The organism is Frigoribacterium sp. CFBP9029, assembly GCF_034045305.1.
In the GTDB taxonomy this organism is placed as follows: Bacteria; Actinomycetota; Actinomycetes; order Actinomycetales; family Microbacteriaceae; genus Frigoribacterium.
On record NZ_JAXCWB010000003.1, the window covers coordinates 143305 to 158294 of the forward strand.

Here is a 14990-nt window from a genome sequence, read left to right on the forward strand (position 1 = left end):
GAACGACGGGCGGCCAGGGATGACCCCGGGTCGCCCGTCGGGTGTTTACTCGACGGATGCCGCGCCTCCGTCGTACCGATGCCACGCGACCCGGCATCTCGCGCAGGCGGGCAGGCTCCGGGTTCTCCTACCGCGACGAGAACGGGGCGCTCGTGACCGACCCCGGGCTCAGGGCTCGGATCGACCATCTCGGCATCCCACCCGCCTGGACCGACGTCTGGATCGCGCCCTATCCGAACGGCCACGTTCAGGCGACGGGTGTGGACGCCGCCGGGCGTCGACAGTACGTCTACCACCCCACCTGGCGTGAGCAGAAGGACCGCCTGAAGTTCGATCGCGCGATGGCTCTCGCCGAATCGCTGCCGGCTGCCCGCGGGCGCGTCACCCGGCATCTGCGACTCGCCGAGCCCGTGCGTGAGCGCGCCCTGGCGACCGGCTTCCGCATGCTCGACACCGGCTCCCTCCGGGTCGGCTCCGAACGCTACGCCGAGCAGCACGGCAGTCATGGGCTGTCGACGCTGCTCTGCGCGCACGTGTCGGTCTCCGGCGACGCGGTGTCGCTGGCGTTCCCCGCCAAGAGCGGTCAGGCGTGGGAGTCGTCGATCCGTGACGCCGACCTCGCGTCCGTCGTCCGCGGGCTCAAGAGCCGCGGCCCCCGGGCGCGTCTCCTGGCCTGGCGTCCTGCGGCCGGCGATCCGTGGCGCCCGCTGCACGCGGTCGAGATCAACGACTACGTCCGAGAGCAGACCGGGGGAGACTTCACGGCGAAGGACTTCCGCACGCTGCACGGCACGGTGGCGGCAGCGGTCGGTCTCGCGAATGCGGGCCCGCAGCAGACCCCCACGAGGAGGCGCAAGGCCGTCTCGCAGGCCATCGCGGCGGCCGCAGAGGTGCTCGGCAACACCCCCGCCGTCGCCCGGGCGTCGTACGTCGACCCGCGTCTGATCGATGCCTACGAGCACGGGGAGACCATCGATCCGGCTCGCATCGCCTCCGCCGAGTCGGAGGTCAGAGCGCTCCTCTACCGGTGAAGCCGCCCCGAGCGTTCGCCAGCGCTCGGCTCGATGACGTACCGTTGAGGGTTGCGTCGGATCGAGTCCGGCGCCCGAGAGGAACTACTGCAGTGATGGACGAGTGCATCCACGGTTTCGAGAGAGAGCTGTGCGACATCTGCGCGCCTCGCCGACGCGAGCCCCAGGTCGACGCCGACGGTCAGGTCAAGACCCTCGTGCCCAAGCGGCGTGCCGCCTCTCGGAAGCCCGAGTCGCTCCGCAGCACCCCCGCACTCCCTCGGGACATGGCGGCGTCCGCCGTGGCCGCTCAGGCGGCCCAGACGCCGGTCCCCGTGTTCTCCCAGCAGCGCGTCTACCACTGGACCCACGTCTCCAACCTGCCCGGCATCCTCGAGTCCGGTGAGATCCGCGCCGGCGCCACGCCGGTGCTCGACGTCAGCTCCGAGGCCACCCGTGCGCTCCGCGCCTCGGTGACCGCCGCCTCCGGCGCTCCGCTCGCCGACCACGTGCCGTTCTCGCTCTCGCCCCACGCCACCGCCTGGGACACCGTGCGCTCCGGTGCCGAGGGCTACGAGTGGTCCGACGCCGCCCGCACGGCGAAGGCCACGGACTTCGTCATGCTCGTCGTCCCGATCTCCGCCCTGGGCGACGACTTCGTCGTCACCGAGGGTGACGCTGCGGTCCAGGGTGTGCGCGCCGGTGTGGGCGTCGACGACGCCGCGGGCATGGTGCGCCGGTTCTCGCTCGCCGACCCCGACCTGCTCGAGCCCGAGGTGCTCGTCCCGTCGCGTGTCGCCTTCGACGCCGTCACCCTCGTGGGCGTGCCGAACGACAAGGTCCGCGACGCCGTCAAGAACCTCGTGGCCGACGCCGGCGGGCACGCCCCGCGCATCTCGGTCTACCCGCCCTGGTTCCGACCCTCGCCCGTCGAGCAGGTCTGATTCCGAGAGGGGTCGCGTCCACCCAGGAGGCGCGCGCGGCCCCTCTCCGAAATCCGCGACACGCCCGGGTTGCAGCAAATGCAGGCGTGTGGCAAAATCGTCTAGTTCCACACTTCGGGTTGCGCCACGGGCGCCACCACGGATCACTGCCAGGCAGTGCACAGACGTATCGCGTCTGGGCCGCGGGTAGCAGGACGCATCTCACAATCGAATCCCTTGCGACGCCCGCCCCTCGGGGTGCGGCAGGCGGGGCGATGACCACGATGACTGCCCTCCCCGGGTCTTCTCCGCGGCCATCGGCCGGGTTCCGAGATGGATTGACACAAGAACAGCGGTACGCGAGAGACACGTAGTGCCAGATGTTTGCCCAGCAAACAGCGTCAGGCGGCCTTCGAGGTGCGCGACGTCCGAACGAGAGAGAGTCACACATGGCGGGACAGAAGATCCGCATCCGACTTAAGTCGTATGACCACGAGGTCATCGACTCCTCCGCGCGCAAGATCGTCGACACGGTCACCCGCGCGGGCGCTACGGTGGTCGGCCCCGTGCCGCTGCCGACCGAGAAGAACGTGGTCGTCGTGATCCGTTCGCCCCACAAGTACAAGGACTCGCGCGAGCACTTCGAGAAGCGCACGCACAAGCGCCTCATCGACATCGTCGACCCGACGCCGAAGGCCGTCGACTCGCTCATGCGTCTCGACCTCCCCGCCGACGTCAACATCGAGATCAAGCTGTAGGGGGCGACCATGACCATCAGCACCACGAAGAACGTCAAGGGCCTGCTCGGCAAGAAGCTCGGCATGACCCAGGTCTGGGACGAGAACAACAAGCTCATCCCCGTCACCGTCGTCGAGATCGCTCCGAACGTCGTGACCCAGGTCCGCTCGCTCGAGAAGGACGGCTACACGGCCGTCCAGATCGCCGCCGGTCAGATCGACCCCCGCAAGGCCACCAAGCCGGCCGTCGGTCACTTCGACGCCGCCGGTGTCACGCCCCGCCGCCACCTCACCGAGGTCCGCACCGCCGACGCCGCCGAGTACGCACTCGGCCAGGAGCTCACGGTCGACACCTTCGAGGCCGGCCAGAAGGTCGACGTCGTCGGCACCTCCAAGGGCAAGGGCTTCGCCGGTGTCATGAAGCGTCACAACTTCAAGGGCGTCGGCGCCTCGCACGGTGCCCACCGCAACCACCGCAAGCCCGGTTCGATCGGTGCTTCGTCGACCCCCAGCCGTGTCTTCAAGGGCATGCGCATGGCCGGTCGCATGGGTGGCGACCGGGTCACCATCCTGAACCTCACGGTGCACGCCGTCGACGCCGAGAAGGGTCTGCTGCTCGTCAAGGGCGCCGTCCCCGGTGCTCGCGGCCGCATCGTTTTCGTCCGTACCGCCGTGAAGGGGAAGTAGCTCATGGCCACCACTACCGCATCGGCCGCCTCGGTCGACGTCCTCGACGCCACCGGCTCGAAGACCGGCACCGTCGAGCTGCCCGTCGAGCTCTTCGACGTCGTCACCAACGTCCCGCTGATCCACCAGGTCGTCGTCGCCCAGCAGGCCGCCGCCCGTCAGGGAACCCACAAGACCAAGCGTCGTGGCGAGGTCTCCGGCGCCGGTCGCAAGCCGTTCAAGCAGAAGGGAACCGGTCGCGCTCGTCAGGGCTCGATCCGCGCCCCCCAGATGACCGGCGGTGGCATCGTCCACGGGCCGCAGCCGCGTGACTACGCGCAGCGCACGCCCAAGAAGATGATCGCCGCAGCCCTCCTCGGCGCCCTGTCCGACCGTGCACGCGGTGCCCGCGTCCACGTCGTCGAGAGCTTCGTCGCCGACTCGATCAGCACCAAGGTCGCGCTCGACCTCCTCGCGTCCGTCGCGTCGAGCAAGCACGTCCTGATCGTCGTCGACCGCGACGACGAGCTGACCCGCAAGAGCGTTCGCAACGTGACCACGGTCCACGTGATCACGTACGACCAGCTCAACGCCTACGACGTGCTCGTCAGCGACGACATCGTCTTCACGAAGAGCGCCTTCGACGGCTTCGTCGCCTCGAAGACCAAGAAGGAGGCCTCCGCATGAGCGGCTACGGCAAGGACCCTCGCGACGTCATCATCTCGCCCGTCGTCTCCGAGAAGAGCTACTCCCTGATCGATCAGGGCAAGTACACCTTCATCGTCGACCCGCGGTCGAACAAGACCGAGATCAAGCTCGCCATCGAGAAGATCTTCGACGTCAAGGTCGACAGCATCAACACGCTCAACCGGACGGGCAAGACCCGTCGCACCCGTTTCGGCACCGGCAAGCGTAAAGACACCAAGCGCGCCATCGTGACGCTCAAGTCCGGTTCCATCGACATCTTCACGGCTGTCGGCTAGGGAGCAGAGGGATAAAACATGGCTATTCGTAACTACAAGCCCACGACGCCGGGTCGCCGCGGTTCGTCGGTCGCCGACTTCGCGGAGATCACGCGTTCGACGCCCGAGAAGTCGCTGCTCCGTCCGCTGACCAAGTCGGGTGGGCGCAACAACGCCGGTCGCATCACGACCCGTCACATCGGTGGTGGCCACAAGCGCCAGTACCGCGTGATCGACTTCCGTCGTCACGACAAGGACGGCGTCAACGCCAAGGTCGCTCACATCGAGTACGACCCCAACCGCACGGCGCGCATCGCGCTCCTGCACTTCATGGACGGCTCGAAGCGCTACATCATCGCTCCGAACAAGCTGTCGCAGGGTGACATCGTCGAGTCGGGTGCCGGGGCCGACATCAAGCCCGGCAACAACCTGCCGCTGAAGAACATCCCCGTCGGTACCGTCATCCACGCCATCGAGCTCAAGCCCGGTGGAGGCGCGAAGATGGCCCGTTCCGCCGGTGCGTCGGTCCGTCTGGTCGCCAAGGACGGCCCCTACGCGCAGCTCCGTCTGCCGTCGGGTGAGGTCCGCAACGTCGACGCCCGCTGCCGCGCCACGATCGGCGAGGTCGGCAACGCCGAGCAGTCGAACATCAACTGGGGCAAGGCCGGCCGCATGCGCTGGAAGGGCGTCCGCCCGACCGTCCGTGGTGTCGCCATGAACCCGGTCGACCACCCGCACGGTGGTGGTGAGGGCAAGACCTCCGGTGGTCGCCACCCGGTCAGCCCGTGGGGCCAGAAAGAAGGCCGCACGCGCCACCCCAACAAGGAGAGCGACAAGCTCATCGTCCGTCGTCGTAACGCTGGCAAGAAGCGTAAGTAGGAGTTGTAGAAGATGCCACGCAGTCTTAAGAAGGGCCCCTTCGTTGACGACCACCTGCTCCGCAAGGTCGTCACGCAGAACGAGGCCAGCACCAAGAACGTCATCAAGACCTGGTCGCGCCGATCGATGATCATCCCGAACATGCTGGGACACACCATCGCCGTGCACGACGGACGCAAGCACATCCCCGTGTTCGTGACCGAGAGCATGATCGGCCACAAGCTCGGTGAGTTCGCGCCCACCCGCACCTTCCGTGGTCACGTGAAGGACGACAAGAAGGGTCGTCGCCGCTAACGCGGCGACGTAAGGAGGAGAGAAATGGTGGAGTCGATCGCACGCGTGCGTCACATCCGCGTCACCCCCATGAAGGCCCGTCGCGTCGTCAACCTGATCCGCGGCAAGCAGGCCCTCGAGGCCCTGGCCATCCTGAAGTTCGCGCCCCAGGGTGCGAGCGAGCCCGTCTACAAGCTCGTCGCGTCGGCCATGGCCAACGCCCGTGTCAAGGCGGACAAAGACAACAGCTACCTCGACGAGCAGGACCTCTACGTGAGCCGTGCATTCGTCGATCAGGGTGCAACCCTCAAGCGGTTCCAGCCGCGAGCCCAGGGGCGCGCCTTCCAGATCCTGAAGCGCACCAGCCACATCACGATCGTCCTCGCGACGCCTGATGAGGTCGAGGCTGCCGACGCTACGAAGAAGGCGAGCAAGTAATGGGCCAGAAAGTAAACCCGTACGGCTTCCGTCTGGGCATCACCACCGACCACGTGTCGCGGTGGTTCACCGACAGCACCAAGCCGGGCCAGCGTTACAGCGACTACGTCGCCGAAGACGTGAAGATCCGCACCCTGCTCAAGACCTCGCTCGACCGCGCCGGCGTGGCCAAGATCGAGATCGAGCGCACCCGTGACCGCGTCCGCGTCGACATCCACACCGCCCGTCCGGGCATCGTGATCGGTCGTCGTGGCGCCGAGGCCGAGCGCATCCGCGGCGACCTCGAGAAGCTCACGAGCAAGCAGATCCAGCTCAACATCCTCGAGGTCAAGAACCCCGAGGCCGAGGCTCAGCTCGTCGCACAGGGCATCGCCGAGCAGCTCGCTGCTCGTGTCGCGTTCCGTCGTGCGATGCGCAAGGGCCTCCAGGGCGCGCAGCGCGCCGGTGCCAAGGGTGTCCGCATCCAGGTGTCCGGTCGTCTCGGCGGCGCCGAGATGAGCCGCTCGGAGTTCTACCGCGAGGGCCGCGTGCCCCTGCACACGCTCCGCGCGAACATCGACTACGGCTTCTACGAGGCCAAGACCACCTTCGGTCGCATCGGTGTCAAGGTCTGGATCTACAAGGGCGACATCACCAACAAGGAGCTCGCACGCGAGCAGGCGAACCAGAAGTCGTCTCGCCCCGAGCGCCGTAACGACCGTGACGGTGCCCGTCGCGGCGGGGGCGACCGCGCTCCCCGCGAGCAGAAGGCACCCGCCACCACAGGAGCTGAGGCGTAACCATGCTTATCCCCCGTCGTGTCAAGCACCGCAAGCAGCACCACCCCGGTCGCAGTGGCCAGGCCACTGGTGGCACCAAGGTCAGCTTCGGTGAGTACGGCATCCAGGCACTCACGCCCGCTTACGTGACCAACCGTCAGATCGAGTCCGCTCGTATCGCCATGACGCGTCACATCAAGCGCGGCGGCAAGGTCTGGATCAACATCTACCCCGACCGTCCCCTCACGAAGAAGCCCGCCGAGACCCGCATGGGTTCCGGTAAGGGTTCGCCCGAGTGGTGGGTCGCCAACGTCAAGCCCGGTCGCGTGCTCTTCGAGCTCAGCGGCGTGTCTGACGAAATCGCGCGCGAGGCACTCACTCGTGCGATCCACAAGCTGCCCCTCAAGGCACGCATCATCAAGCGCGAGGAGGGCGACGCATAATGGCGATCGGATCCAAAGAGCTCCGTCCGACCGAGCTCGACACTTTCGAAGACGAGCGTCTGGTCGACGAGCTGAAGAAGGCCAAAGAAGAGCTGTTCAACCTGCGCTTCCAGTCGGCCACGGGCCAGCTCGAGAGCCACGGCCGCCTGCGTGCCGTGAAGCGCGACATCGCTCGCATCTACACGGTCCTGCGTGAGCGCGAGCTCGGCATCCGTGCCACCCCCGTCGCCGTCGAGGCCGCTCCCAAGGCGACCAAGAAGTCGACCAAGAAGGCCGCCGCCGACGAGGCGCCCGCCGCCGACACCGTCGAGACCGCCGAGGAGAAGTAATGGCTACCGAGAACAAGACCGAGGTCGACTCGGCAGCCGTCGAGACCCGCGGCTACCGCAAGACCCGTCGCGGCTACGTGACCAGCGACAAGATGGACAAGACCATCACCGTCGAGGTCGAGGACCGCGTCAAGCACCCCCTGTACGGCAAGGTCATCCGCCGCACGTCCAAGGTCAAGGCGCACGACGAGGCCAACGCGGCCGGTGTCGGCGACCTCGTCGTGATCAGCGAGACCCGTCCGCTCAGCGCCTCCAAGCGCTGGCGCCTGGTCGAGATCCTCGAGAAGGCGAAGTAGGCCTCGCGGCCTGCTTGCGTAGAAGGAGACACAAGTGATTCAGCAGGAATCCCGCCTCAAGATCGCCGACAACACCGGTGCGAAAGAGATCCTCACCATCCGCGTCCTCGGAGGCTCCGGCCGTCGTTACGCGGGTCTCGGTGACGTCATCGTCGCAACGGTGAAGGACGCCATCCCCGGCGGAAACGTCAAGAAGGGTGACGTCGTCAAAGCCGTCATCGTTCGCACCAAGAAAGAGGTCCGTCGTCCGGACGGCTCTTACATCAAGTTCGACGAGAACGCCGCAGTGATCCTGAAGGCCGATGGGGACCCCCGCGGTACCCGTATCTTCGGGCCGGTCGGTCGCGAACTTCGCGACAAGAAGTTCATGAAGATCATCTCGCTGGCGCCGGAGGTTATCTAAGTCATGGCAAACATCAAGAAGGGTGACCTGGTTCAGGTCATCACCGGCGCGACGCAGACGCGTGGCGGCGACCGTGGCAAGCAGGGCAAGGTCCTCGAGGTCCTCGTCGAGCGCAACCGCGTGGTCGTCGAGGGCGTCAACCTCGTCACCAAGCACGTCCGCGTCGGCCAGACGCAGCGCGGCACGAAGACCGGTGGCATCGAGACGCACGAGGCACCCATCCACGTGTCGAACGTCGCCATCGTCGACCCCAAGACCAAGAAGCCGACGCGAGTGGGCTTCCGTGAAGAGACGGTCACCAAGGGCGGCGTCACCAAGACCGTCCGTGTCCGTTACGCCAAGGCGTCGGGAGAAAACCTCTGATGACTGACACCACCACCACTCCGACTGCGCTGCCGCGCCTCAAGGCGAAGTACCGCGCGGAGATCCTTCCGCAGCTGAAGAGCGACTTCGGTTTCACGAACGTCCACCAGGTCCCCGGCCTGGTCAAGATCGTCGTGAACACTGGTGTCGGCGAGGCCGCCCGTGACAGCAAGATCATCGACGGTGCCATCAAGGACCTCACCGCCATCACGGGTCAGAAGCCGCAGGTCACGAAGGCTCGCAAGTCGATCGCCCAGTTCAAGCTCCGCGAGGGTCAGCCCATCGGCGCCCACGTGACGCTTCGCGGCGACCGTGCATGGGAGTTCCTCGACCGGCTGCTGTCGCTCGCTCTTCCCCGCATCCGCGACTTCCGTGGTCTCAGCGACCGCCAGTTCGACGGAAACGGCAACTACACGTTCGGTCTCACGGAGCAGAGCATGTTCCACGAGATCGATCAGGACCGCATCGACCGCGTGCGTGGATTCGACATCACCGTCGTCACCACCGCCAAGAACGACGACGAGGGGCGCGCGCTGCTGAAGGCGCTCGGCTTCCCGTTCCGTTCGGCCGACTCGGCCAAGTAAGATCGTCCGGTCGGCAACTCGCACGTCGAGTTGCCGACCGTTCCCCTGAGGTCGCAGAGATTCGCTCTGCGACCACCCGATCGTCCAGGTCGGCACCCGGTGTACCGGATGTCGAAACCGGATGAGAAAGAGATCAATCGCATGACGATGACAGATCCGGTCGCAGACCTGCTGACCAGACTGCGCAACGCGAACTCGGCCTTCCACGAGACCGTGTCGCTTCCGAGCAGCAAGCTCAAGTCCCACATCGCCGAGATCCTCAAGCGCGAGGGTTTCATCGAGTCGTGGAAGGTCGAAGACGCCCGCGTCGGACAGACCCTCACCATCGACCTCAAGTACGGCCCCGCCCGTGAGCGCTCCATCAAGGGCATCAAGCGCGTGTCGAAGCCCGGTCTCCGGGTCTACGCGAAGTCGACCGAGATCCCTCAGGTGCTCGGTGGACTCGGTGTAGCCATCCTGTCGACTTCCTCCGGTCTGCTGACCGACCGTGAGGCCCAGAAGAAGGGCGTGGGCGGAGAAGTCATCGCCTACGTGTGGTAACTCGTCATGTCTCGAATCGGAAGACTCCCCATCTCGATCCCTGCCGGGGTCGACGTGAAGATCGACGGCCAGGCCGTCACCGTCAAGGGCCCCAAGGGTGAGCTGTCGCTCATCGTGAAGAGCCCCATCGAAGCCAAGCTCGAAGAGGGCACGGTCGTCGTGACCCGCCCCGACGACGAGCGCGAGTCGCGTTCGCTGCACGGCCTCACGCGTACCCTCATCGCCAACCAGATCATCGGTGTGACGCAGGGCTACACGAAGGGCCTCGAGGTCGTCGGAACCGGCTACCGCGTCCAGGCCAAGGGCTCGAACGTCGAGTTCGCCCTCGGTTACTCGCACCCCATCACCGTCGAGCCGCCTGCGGGCATCAGCTTCACGGTCGAAGGCAACAACAAGCTCACGGTCGTCGGAATCGACAAGCAGGCCGTCGGCGAAGTCGCCGCCAACATCCGCAAGCTGCGCAAGCCCGAGCCCTACAAGGGCAAGGGTGTGCGCTACGCCGGCGAGGTCGTCCGCCGCAAGGCCGGAAAGTCAGGTAAGTAATCATGGGTCTCGGTACACGAGGAAAGAGCAAGTCGGCCGCCACCAAGCGCCGTCACACCCGCCTGCGCAAGAAGGTCGTGGGCACCGAAGAGCGCCCCCGTCTCGTCGTCACCCGTTCGGCCCGGCACGTGTTCGTGCAGGTCGTCGACGACAGCAAGGGCTTCACCGTCGCCAGCGCATCGACCCTCGAGGCCGACCTGCGGTCGTTCGACGGTGACAAGACCGCTAAGTCCCGCAAGGTCGGCGAGCTCGTCGCCGAGCGCGCCAAGGCAGCGGGCATCGAGGCCGTCGTGTTCGATCGCGGCGGCAACAAGTACGCCGGACGCGTCGCGGCCATCGCCGAAGGCGCCCGAGAGGCTGGTTTGAACCTGTGAGCGACGCTACGAACACCACACCCCCCGCCGAGCCCGAGGCGACTGCGACGACCGAGGCGACCAAGGCTCCGGCCGAGGCCGTCGTCGAGCGTCCCGTCGAGACGGCTGCCGGCTCCGAGTCCAACAACCGCGAGGGTGGTCGTACCGACCGCCGTGGCGGTCAGGGACGCGGAGATCGCAACGCCGGTGGCCGCGGCCGCGGTGACCGCGACGACAAGAGCCAGTTCCTGGAGCGCGTCGTCACGATCAACCGCGTGTCCAAGGTCGTCAAGGGCGGTCGTCGCTTCAGCTTCACCGCCCTCGTCGTGGTCGGAGACGGCAACGGACTCGTCGGCGTCGGCTACGGCAAGGCCCGCGAGGTCCCCACGGCCATCAGCAAGGGCGTCGAAGAGGCGAAGAAGAACTTCTTCCGCGTCCCCCGCATCGGCAACACGATCCCGCACCCCGTGCAGGGTGAGGCCGCTGCCGGCGTCGTCATGCTGCGTCCGGCTTCTGCCGGTACCGGTGTCATCGCCGGTGGTCCCGTCCGCGCCGTGCTCGAGTGCGCCGGTGTCCACGACGTGCTGAGCAAGTCGCTCGGTTCGTCCAACACGATCAACATCGTTCACGCGACCGTCGAGGCGCTCAAGCAGCTCGAAGAGCCGCGTGCCGTCGCCGCCCGTCGTGGGCTCGACATCGACGCCGTCATGCCGGCCTTCATGGTCCGTGCAGAGCAGGCGGCGCGTGACGCAGCAACCGCGAAGGCAGGTGCATGATGGCCGCCAACCTCAAGGTGACCCAGATCAAGTCCGTAATCAGCGAGAAGCAGAACCAGCGTGACACGCTGCGGAGCTTGGGCCTCAAGCGCATCGGCCAGTCGGTCGTGCGCGAAGACAACAAGCAGAACCGCGGCTACGTCAACACGGTCGCCCACCTCGTGAAGGTCGAGGAGATTGACTAATGGCTGACGAGAAGAAGGAGACGGCTGAGAAGGCCGCTCCGAAGAAGGCCGCCGCCACCAAGGCGACGACCACGAAGGCTGCTCCCAAGGCAGCCGCCAAGAAGCCGGCTGCCGACAAGGCCGCCGCTTCGACGGGTTCGACCACCAAGGCCGCTCCCGCCGCGAAGTCGTCCGACGACGTCGCCCGTCCCCAGGTGCTCAAGGTGCACCACCTTCGTCCGGCTCCCGGTGCCAAGAAGGCGAAGACCCGCGTGGGACGCGGTGAAGGTTCGAAGGGTAAGACCGCTGGGCGTGGAACCAAGGGCCAGAAGGCCCGGTACCAGGTCAAGGTCGGCTTCGAGGGTGGGCAGATGCCGCTCCACATGCGTACTCCGAAGCTGCGCGGGTTCAAGAACCCGTTCCGCGTCGAGTACCAGGTCGTGAACCTCGAGAAGCTCGGCGAGCTCTACCCCCAGGGTGGCGACGTCACCGTGAGCGACCTCGTCGCCAAGGGTGCAGTCCGCAAGAACGAGAAGGTCAAGGTCCTCGGACAGGGCGACCTCAGCGTCAAGCTGACCGTCGCGGTCGACAAGGTCTCCGGCTCCGCCGAAGACAAGATCGTCGCCGCCGGCGGGTCCGTCACCAAGTAATCACCTGAGGGGGTGGCCCGAGAGGGCCACCCCCATCAGTCGTCTATCCTCGTACCGGGAGGCACCACGTGTTCAGAGCTGTCGCGCGAATCATGCGCACCCCCGACCTGCGTCGCAAGATCGGGTTCACGCTCGGCATCATCGCGCTCTTCCGGTTGGGTTCGTTCATCCCCGCACCGTTCGTCGACTACCAGAACGTGCAGCTCTGTCTCGCCGGCAACACCGGCACATCGGGTCTCTACGAGCTCGTCAACCTCTTCAGCGGTGGCGCCCTCCTCCAGCTCTCGGTCTTCGCGCTCGGCATCATGCCGTACATCACGTCGTCGATCATCGTGCAGCTGCTCCGGGTCGTCATCCCGCACTTCGACACCCTCTACAAAGAGGGCCAGTCGGGCCAGGCGAAGCTGACCCAGTACACCCGTTACCTCACGATCGCCCTCGGCATCCTGCAGTCGACGACCCTGATCACCGTGGCCCGTTCCGGCGCCCTGTTCAGCGGATCCGGCGCAGCCGAATGCAGCCAGCTCATCACGAACGACGCCTGGTACGCCGTCATGCTCATGGTGATCACCATGACCGCCGGTACCGGCCTCATCATGTGGATGGGCGAGCTCATCACCGAACGCGGCATCGGCAACGGCATGTCGCTCCTCATCTTCACGTCGATCGCCGCCCGGTTCCCCACGGCTCTCTGGAGCATCGCCCAGGCCCGCGGCTTCGAGATCTTCCTCATGGTCATCGCGGTCGGCCTCGTCATCATGGCCGCCGTCGTCTTCGTCGAACAGTCCCAGCGTCGCATCCCGGTCCAGTACGCGAAGCGGATGGTCGGTAGACGGACGTACGGCGGCAACAACACCTACATCCCGATCAAGGTGAACATGGCCGGTGTCGTGCCCGTCATCTTCGCCTCGTCGCTTCTCTACCTGCCCGCCCTCGTCGCGCAGTTCAACCAGCCCGCCGACGGCACGGCTCCGCCCGCATGGGTCAGCTGGGTCCAGGCCAACTTGACGTCCGGCGACAATCCCCTCTACATGCTCGTGTACTTCGCGCTCATCGTCGGGTTCACGTACTTCTACGTCGCGATCACCTTCAACCCCGAAGAGGTCGCCGACAACATGAAGAAGTACGGCGGGTTCATCCCGGGCATCCGCGCCGGTCGCCCCACCGCCGAGTACCTCGACTACGTGCTGACGCGGGTCACGCTCCCCGGTGCCCTCTACCTCGGCATCATCGCCCTCATCCCGCTGATCGCGCTGGCGACCGTGGGCGCGAACCAGAACTTCCCCTTCGGAGGCGCGAGCATCCTGATCATCGTGGGTGTCGGTCTCGAGACGGTGAAGCAGATCGACTCGCAACTCCAGCAGCGTCACTACGAAGGGCTCCTCCGATGAGCACCGGTGTCGACGGACACATCAGCCCGCGCCTCCTCATCGTGGGTCCCCCCGGGGCCGGCAAGGGCACTCAGGCGTCGGCCATCGCCGAGGCGTACGGAATCCCCGCCGTGTCGACTGGTGACATCTTCCGTGCCAACGTCAAGAACGAGACCGAGCTGGGGCTCAAGGTCAAGGCCATCCTGGCGGCCGGTGACTACGTCCCCGACAGCCTGACGAACGAGCTCATCTCGGATCGACTCGAGCAGAGCGACGCCGCAGAGGGGTTCCTGCTCGACGGCTACCCGCGCACGATGGCTCAGGTCGACTTCCTCGACGCCCATCTCGCCGAGCGGGGCGAGTCGCTCACCGGCGTCGTGCAGCTCGTCGCCGATCGCGACGAGATCGTCGAGCGTCTCCGCAAGCGCGCACTCGAGCAGGGTCGTGAAGACGACACCGAAGAGGCGATCCGTCACCGTCAAGACGTGTACCTGCGTGAGACGGCGCCGCTGGTCGAGACGTACCGCGAACGCGGTCTGCTCGTCGAGGTCGACGGTCTGGGCAGCATCGCCGAGGTGGCGGCACGCATCGACTCGGCGCTGACCGAGCGCGGCTTCCGCTCCACCGCCGCGGCCTCCTGACCCGCGTGGGTCTGCGGAGACCCGGCATCTACAAGAGCCGGGACGAGATGCGCTCCATGGTCCGTCCCGGTCTCCTGACGGCCGAATCGCTCGACGCGGTAGCCGCGGCCATCCGACCGGGTGTCACGACCCGAGAGCTCGACGCCATAGCCGAGGCCGTCATCCGAGACGGGGGCGGCGTGCCCAACTTCATGCTGGTGCCCGGATACCGCCACACCATCTGCGCGTCGGTCAACGACGAGGTCGTCCACGGCATGCCGGGGGATCGTGTGCTCCGCGCGGGTGACATGGTCTCCATCGACAGCGGCGCCGAGGTCGACGGCTGGAACGGCGACAGTGCCCGCACCTTCGTCATCGACGATCCCTCGCGTCCCGACGTCGTCGCCTCGCGCCGGCGGCTCAACGACGTCACCGAGCAGGCTCTGTGGCACGGCATCGCGTCACTCGCGACGGCACGCAGGCTGGACGAGGTCGGTGGCGCCATCGAAGACCACGTCGAGAGCCAGGGCCGGTTCGGCATCATCGAGGACTACACGGGTCATGGCATCGGCCGCTCCATGCACGAAGACCCGCCCGTCTTCAACTACCGGGTCTCGGGGCGCAGCCCCTCGGTCAAGCCCGGCCTCGTCGTGGCCATCGAGCCCATGATCACCTCCGGCACGATCGACACCGTCACCGGTGCCGACGAGTGGACGGTCTCGACCGTCGATGCGTCCGACGCGGCGCACTGGGAGCACTCGATCGCCGTCCACGATGACGGCATCTGGGTGCTGACCGCCGCCGACGGCGGCGCAGCCGGTCTCGCCCCGCTGGGCATCAGGCCGGTCCCGATCGCCTGAGGCGACTCGAGCGCGGCGTCCGACGTGGTGGAGCCAGCACTCCGCCCGGT

The 14990-nt window shown here is 66.7% G+C and carries 25 protein-coding genes; all 25 read left to right on the forward strand.

Annotation, left to right across the window (positions count from 1 at the left end):
• The first annotated feature begins 56 nt into the window (after positions 1–56).
• The 25 genes from SOM11_RS05430 (at position 57) to map (ending at position 14940) form a co-directional block, all read left to right on the forward strand.
• Positions 57–1031, forward strand: coding sequence for a DNA topoisomerase IB (locus tag SOM11_RS05430; RefSeq protein WP_320477440.1), 975 nt, complete (start codon positions 57–59; stop codon positions 1029–1031).
• Between the two features lie 95 nt (positions 1032–1126).
• Positions 1127–1954, forward strand: coding sequence for a DarT ssDNA thymidine ADP-ribosyltransferase family protein (locus tag SOM11_RS05435; RefSeq protein ID WP_206758087.1), 828 nt, complete (start codon positions 1127–1129; stop codon positions 1952–1954).
• 428 nt (positions 1955–2382) lie between these two features.
• Complete coding sequence (rpsJ, locus tag SOM11_RS05440) at positions 2383–2691, forward strand: 30S ribosomal protein S10 (RefSeq protein ID WP_056259724.1); 309 nt, start codon at positions 2383–2385, stop codon at positions 2689–2691.
• A 15-nt stretch (positions 2692–2706) separates the two neighbouring features.
• The gene (gene rplC, locus SOM11_RS05445) at positions 2707–3357 is read left to right on the forward strand and encodes a 50S ribosomal protein L3 (RefSeq protein WP_167627285.1); all 651 of its coding nucleotides are present in this window, start codon (positions 2707–2709) and stop codon (positions 3355–3357) included.
• Between the two features lie 3 nt (positions 3358–3360).
• Positions 3361–4023 (forward strand): 50S ribosomal protein L4, encoded by a 663-nt coding sequence (rplD, locus tag SOM11_RS05450; RefSeq protein ID WP_192061034.1) that lies wholly within the window; start codon positions 3361–3363, stop codon positions 4021–4023.
• Positions 4020–4319: a 50S ribosomal protein L23 gene (rplW, locus tag SOM11_RS05455; RefSeq protein ID WP_055799883.1), complete on the forward strand. Its 300-nt coding sequence runs from the start codon at positions 4020–4022 to the stop codon at positions 4317–4319. The genes rplD and rplW overlap by 4 nt, the downstream gene beginning before the upstream one ends.
• An 18-nt stretch (positions 4320–4337) precedes the next feature.
• Positions 4338–5177, forward strand: coding sequence for a 50S ribosomal protein L2 (gene rplB / locus SOM11_RS05460; protein ID WP_192061035.1), 840 nt, complete (start codon positions 4338–4340; stop codon positions 5175–5177).
• A gap of 12 nt (positions 5178–5189) precedes the next feature.
• Entirely contained in the window at positions 5190–5471 is a 282-nt protein-coding gene (gene rpsS, locus SOM11_RS05465; RefSeq protein WP_123355173.1) for a 30S ribosomal protein S19, read from the forward strand.
• Positions 5472–5495: 24 nt separating this feature from the next.
• Entirely contained in the window at positions 5496–5888 is a 393-nt protein-coding gene (gene rplV / locus SOM11_RS05470; RefSeq protein ID WP_055799894.1) for a 50S ribosomal protein L22, read from the forward strand.
• Positions 5888–6667: a 30S ribosomal protein S3 gene (rpsC, locus tag SOM11_RS05475; RefSeq protein WP_043593357.1), complete on the forward strand. Its 780-nt coding sequence runs from the start codon at positions 5888–5890 to the stop codon at positions 6665–6667. Before rplV ends, rpsC begins: the two co-directional genes overlap by 1 nt.
• A 2-nt stretch (positions 6668–6669) precedes the next feature.
• Entirely contained in the window at positions 6670–7089 is a 420-nt protein-coding gene (gene rplP, locus SOM11_RS05480; protein ID WP_055799897.1) for a 50S ribosomal protein L16, read from the forward strand.
• Positions 7089–7418, forward strand: a complete 330-nt coding sequence (gene rpmC, locus SOM11_RS05485; protein WP_192061036.1) for a 50S ribosomal protein L29 — start codon at positions 7089–7091, stop codon at positions 7416–7418. The genes rplP and rpmC overlap by 1 nt, the downstream gene beginning before the upstream one ends.
• Positions 7418–7714, forward strand: coding sequence for a 30S ribosomal protein S17 (rpsQ, locus tag SOM11_RS05490; RefSeq protein ID WP_055799902.1), 297 nt, complete (start codon positions 7418–7420; stop codon positions 7712–7714). The genes rpmC and rpsQ overlap by 1 nt, the downstream gene beginning before the upstream one ends.
• A 34-nt stretch (positions 7715–7748) precedes the next feature.
• Positions 7749–8117, forward strand: coding sequence for a 50S ribosomal protein L14 (gene rplN / locus SOM11_RS05495; protein WP_043593350.1), 369 nt, complete (start codon positions 7749–7751; stop codon positions 8115–8117).
• A 3-nt stretch (positions 8118–8120) separates the two neighbouring features.
• Positions 8121–8480 (forward strand): 50S ribosomal protein L24, encoded by a 360-nt coding sequence (rplX, locus tag SOM11_RS05500; protein WP_192061037.1) that lies wholly within the window; start codon positions 8121–8123, stop codon positions 8478–8480.
• Complete coding sequence (gene rplE, locus SOM11_RS05505; protein ID WP_192061038.1) at positions 8480–9064, forward strand: 50S ribosomal protein L5; 585 nt, start codon at positions 8480–8482, stop codon at positions 9062–9064. Before rplX ends, rplE begins: the two co-directional genes overlap by 1 nt.
• 141 nt (positions 9065–9205) lie before the next feature.
• A complete protein-coding gene (gene rpsH, locus SOM11_RS05510; protein WP_192061039.1) occupies positions 9206–9604 on the forward strand; it encodes a 30S ribosomal protein S8 in 399 nt (132 codons plus the stop codon).
• A 6-nt stretch (positions 9605–9610) separates the two neighbouring features.
• Entirely contained in the window at positions 9611–10147 is a 537-nt protein-coding gene (gene rplF / locus SOM11_RS05515) for a 50S ribosomal protein L6 (RefSeq protein WP_320477441.1), read from the forward strand.
• Between the two features lie 2 nt (positions 10148–10149).
• Positions 10150–10521, forward strand: a complete 372-nt coding sequence (gene rplR / locus SOM11_RS05520) for a 50S ribosomal protein L18 (protein WP_192061041.1) — start codon at positions 10150–10152, stop codon at positions 10519–10521.
• The gene (rpsE, locus tag SOM11_RS05525) at positions 10518–11276 is read left to right on the forward strand and encodes a 30S ribosomal protein S5 (protein WP_243214132.1); all 759 of its coding nucleotides are present in this window, start codon (positions 10518–10520) and stop codon (positions 11274–11276) included. The genes rplR and rpsE overlap by 4 nt, the downstream gene beginning before the upstream one ends.
• Complete coding sequence (rpmD, locus tag SOM11_RS05530; protein ID WP_055799925.1) at positions 11276–11461, forward strand: 50S ribosomal protein L30; 186 nt, start codon at positions 11276–11278, stop codon at positions 11459–11461. Before rpsE ends, rpmD begins: the two co-directional genes overlap by 1 nt.
• Complete coding sequence (gene rplO / locus SOM11_RS05535) at positions 11461–12090, forward strand: 50S ribosomal protein L15 (protein ID WP_082475306.1); 630 nt, start codon at positions 11461–11463, stop codon at positions 12088–12090. The genes rpmD and rplO overlap by 1 nt, the downstream gene beginning before the upstream one ends.
• Positions 12091–12158: 68 nt before the next feature.
• Entirely contained in the window at positions 12159–13481 is a 1323-nt protein-coding gene (gene secY, locus SOM11_RS05540) for a preprotein translocase subunit SecY (RefSeq protein WP_192061042.1), read from the forward strand.
• The gene (locus SOM11_RS05545) at positions 13478–14101 is read left to right on the forward strand and encodes an adenylate kinase (protein ID WP_320477442.1); all 624 of its coding nucleotides are present in this window, start codon (positions 13478–13480) and stop codon (positions 14099–14101) included. Before secY ends, SOM11_RS05545 begins: the two co-directional genes overlap by 4 nt.
• Before the next feature lie 5 nt (positions 14102–14106).
• Positions 14107–14940 carry a type I methionyl aminopeptidase gene (gene map, locus SOM11_RS05550; RefSeq protein WP_320477443.1) on the forward strand — a complete coding sequence of 278 codons (834 nt, stop codon included), beginning with the start codon at positions 14107–14109 and terminating at the stop codon, positions 14938–14940.
• The last annotated feature ends 50 nt before the right edge of the window (positions 14941–14990 follow it).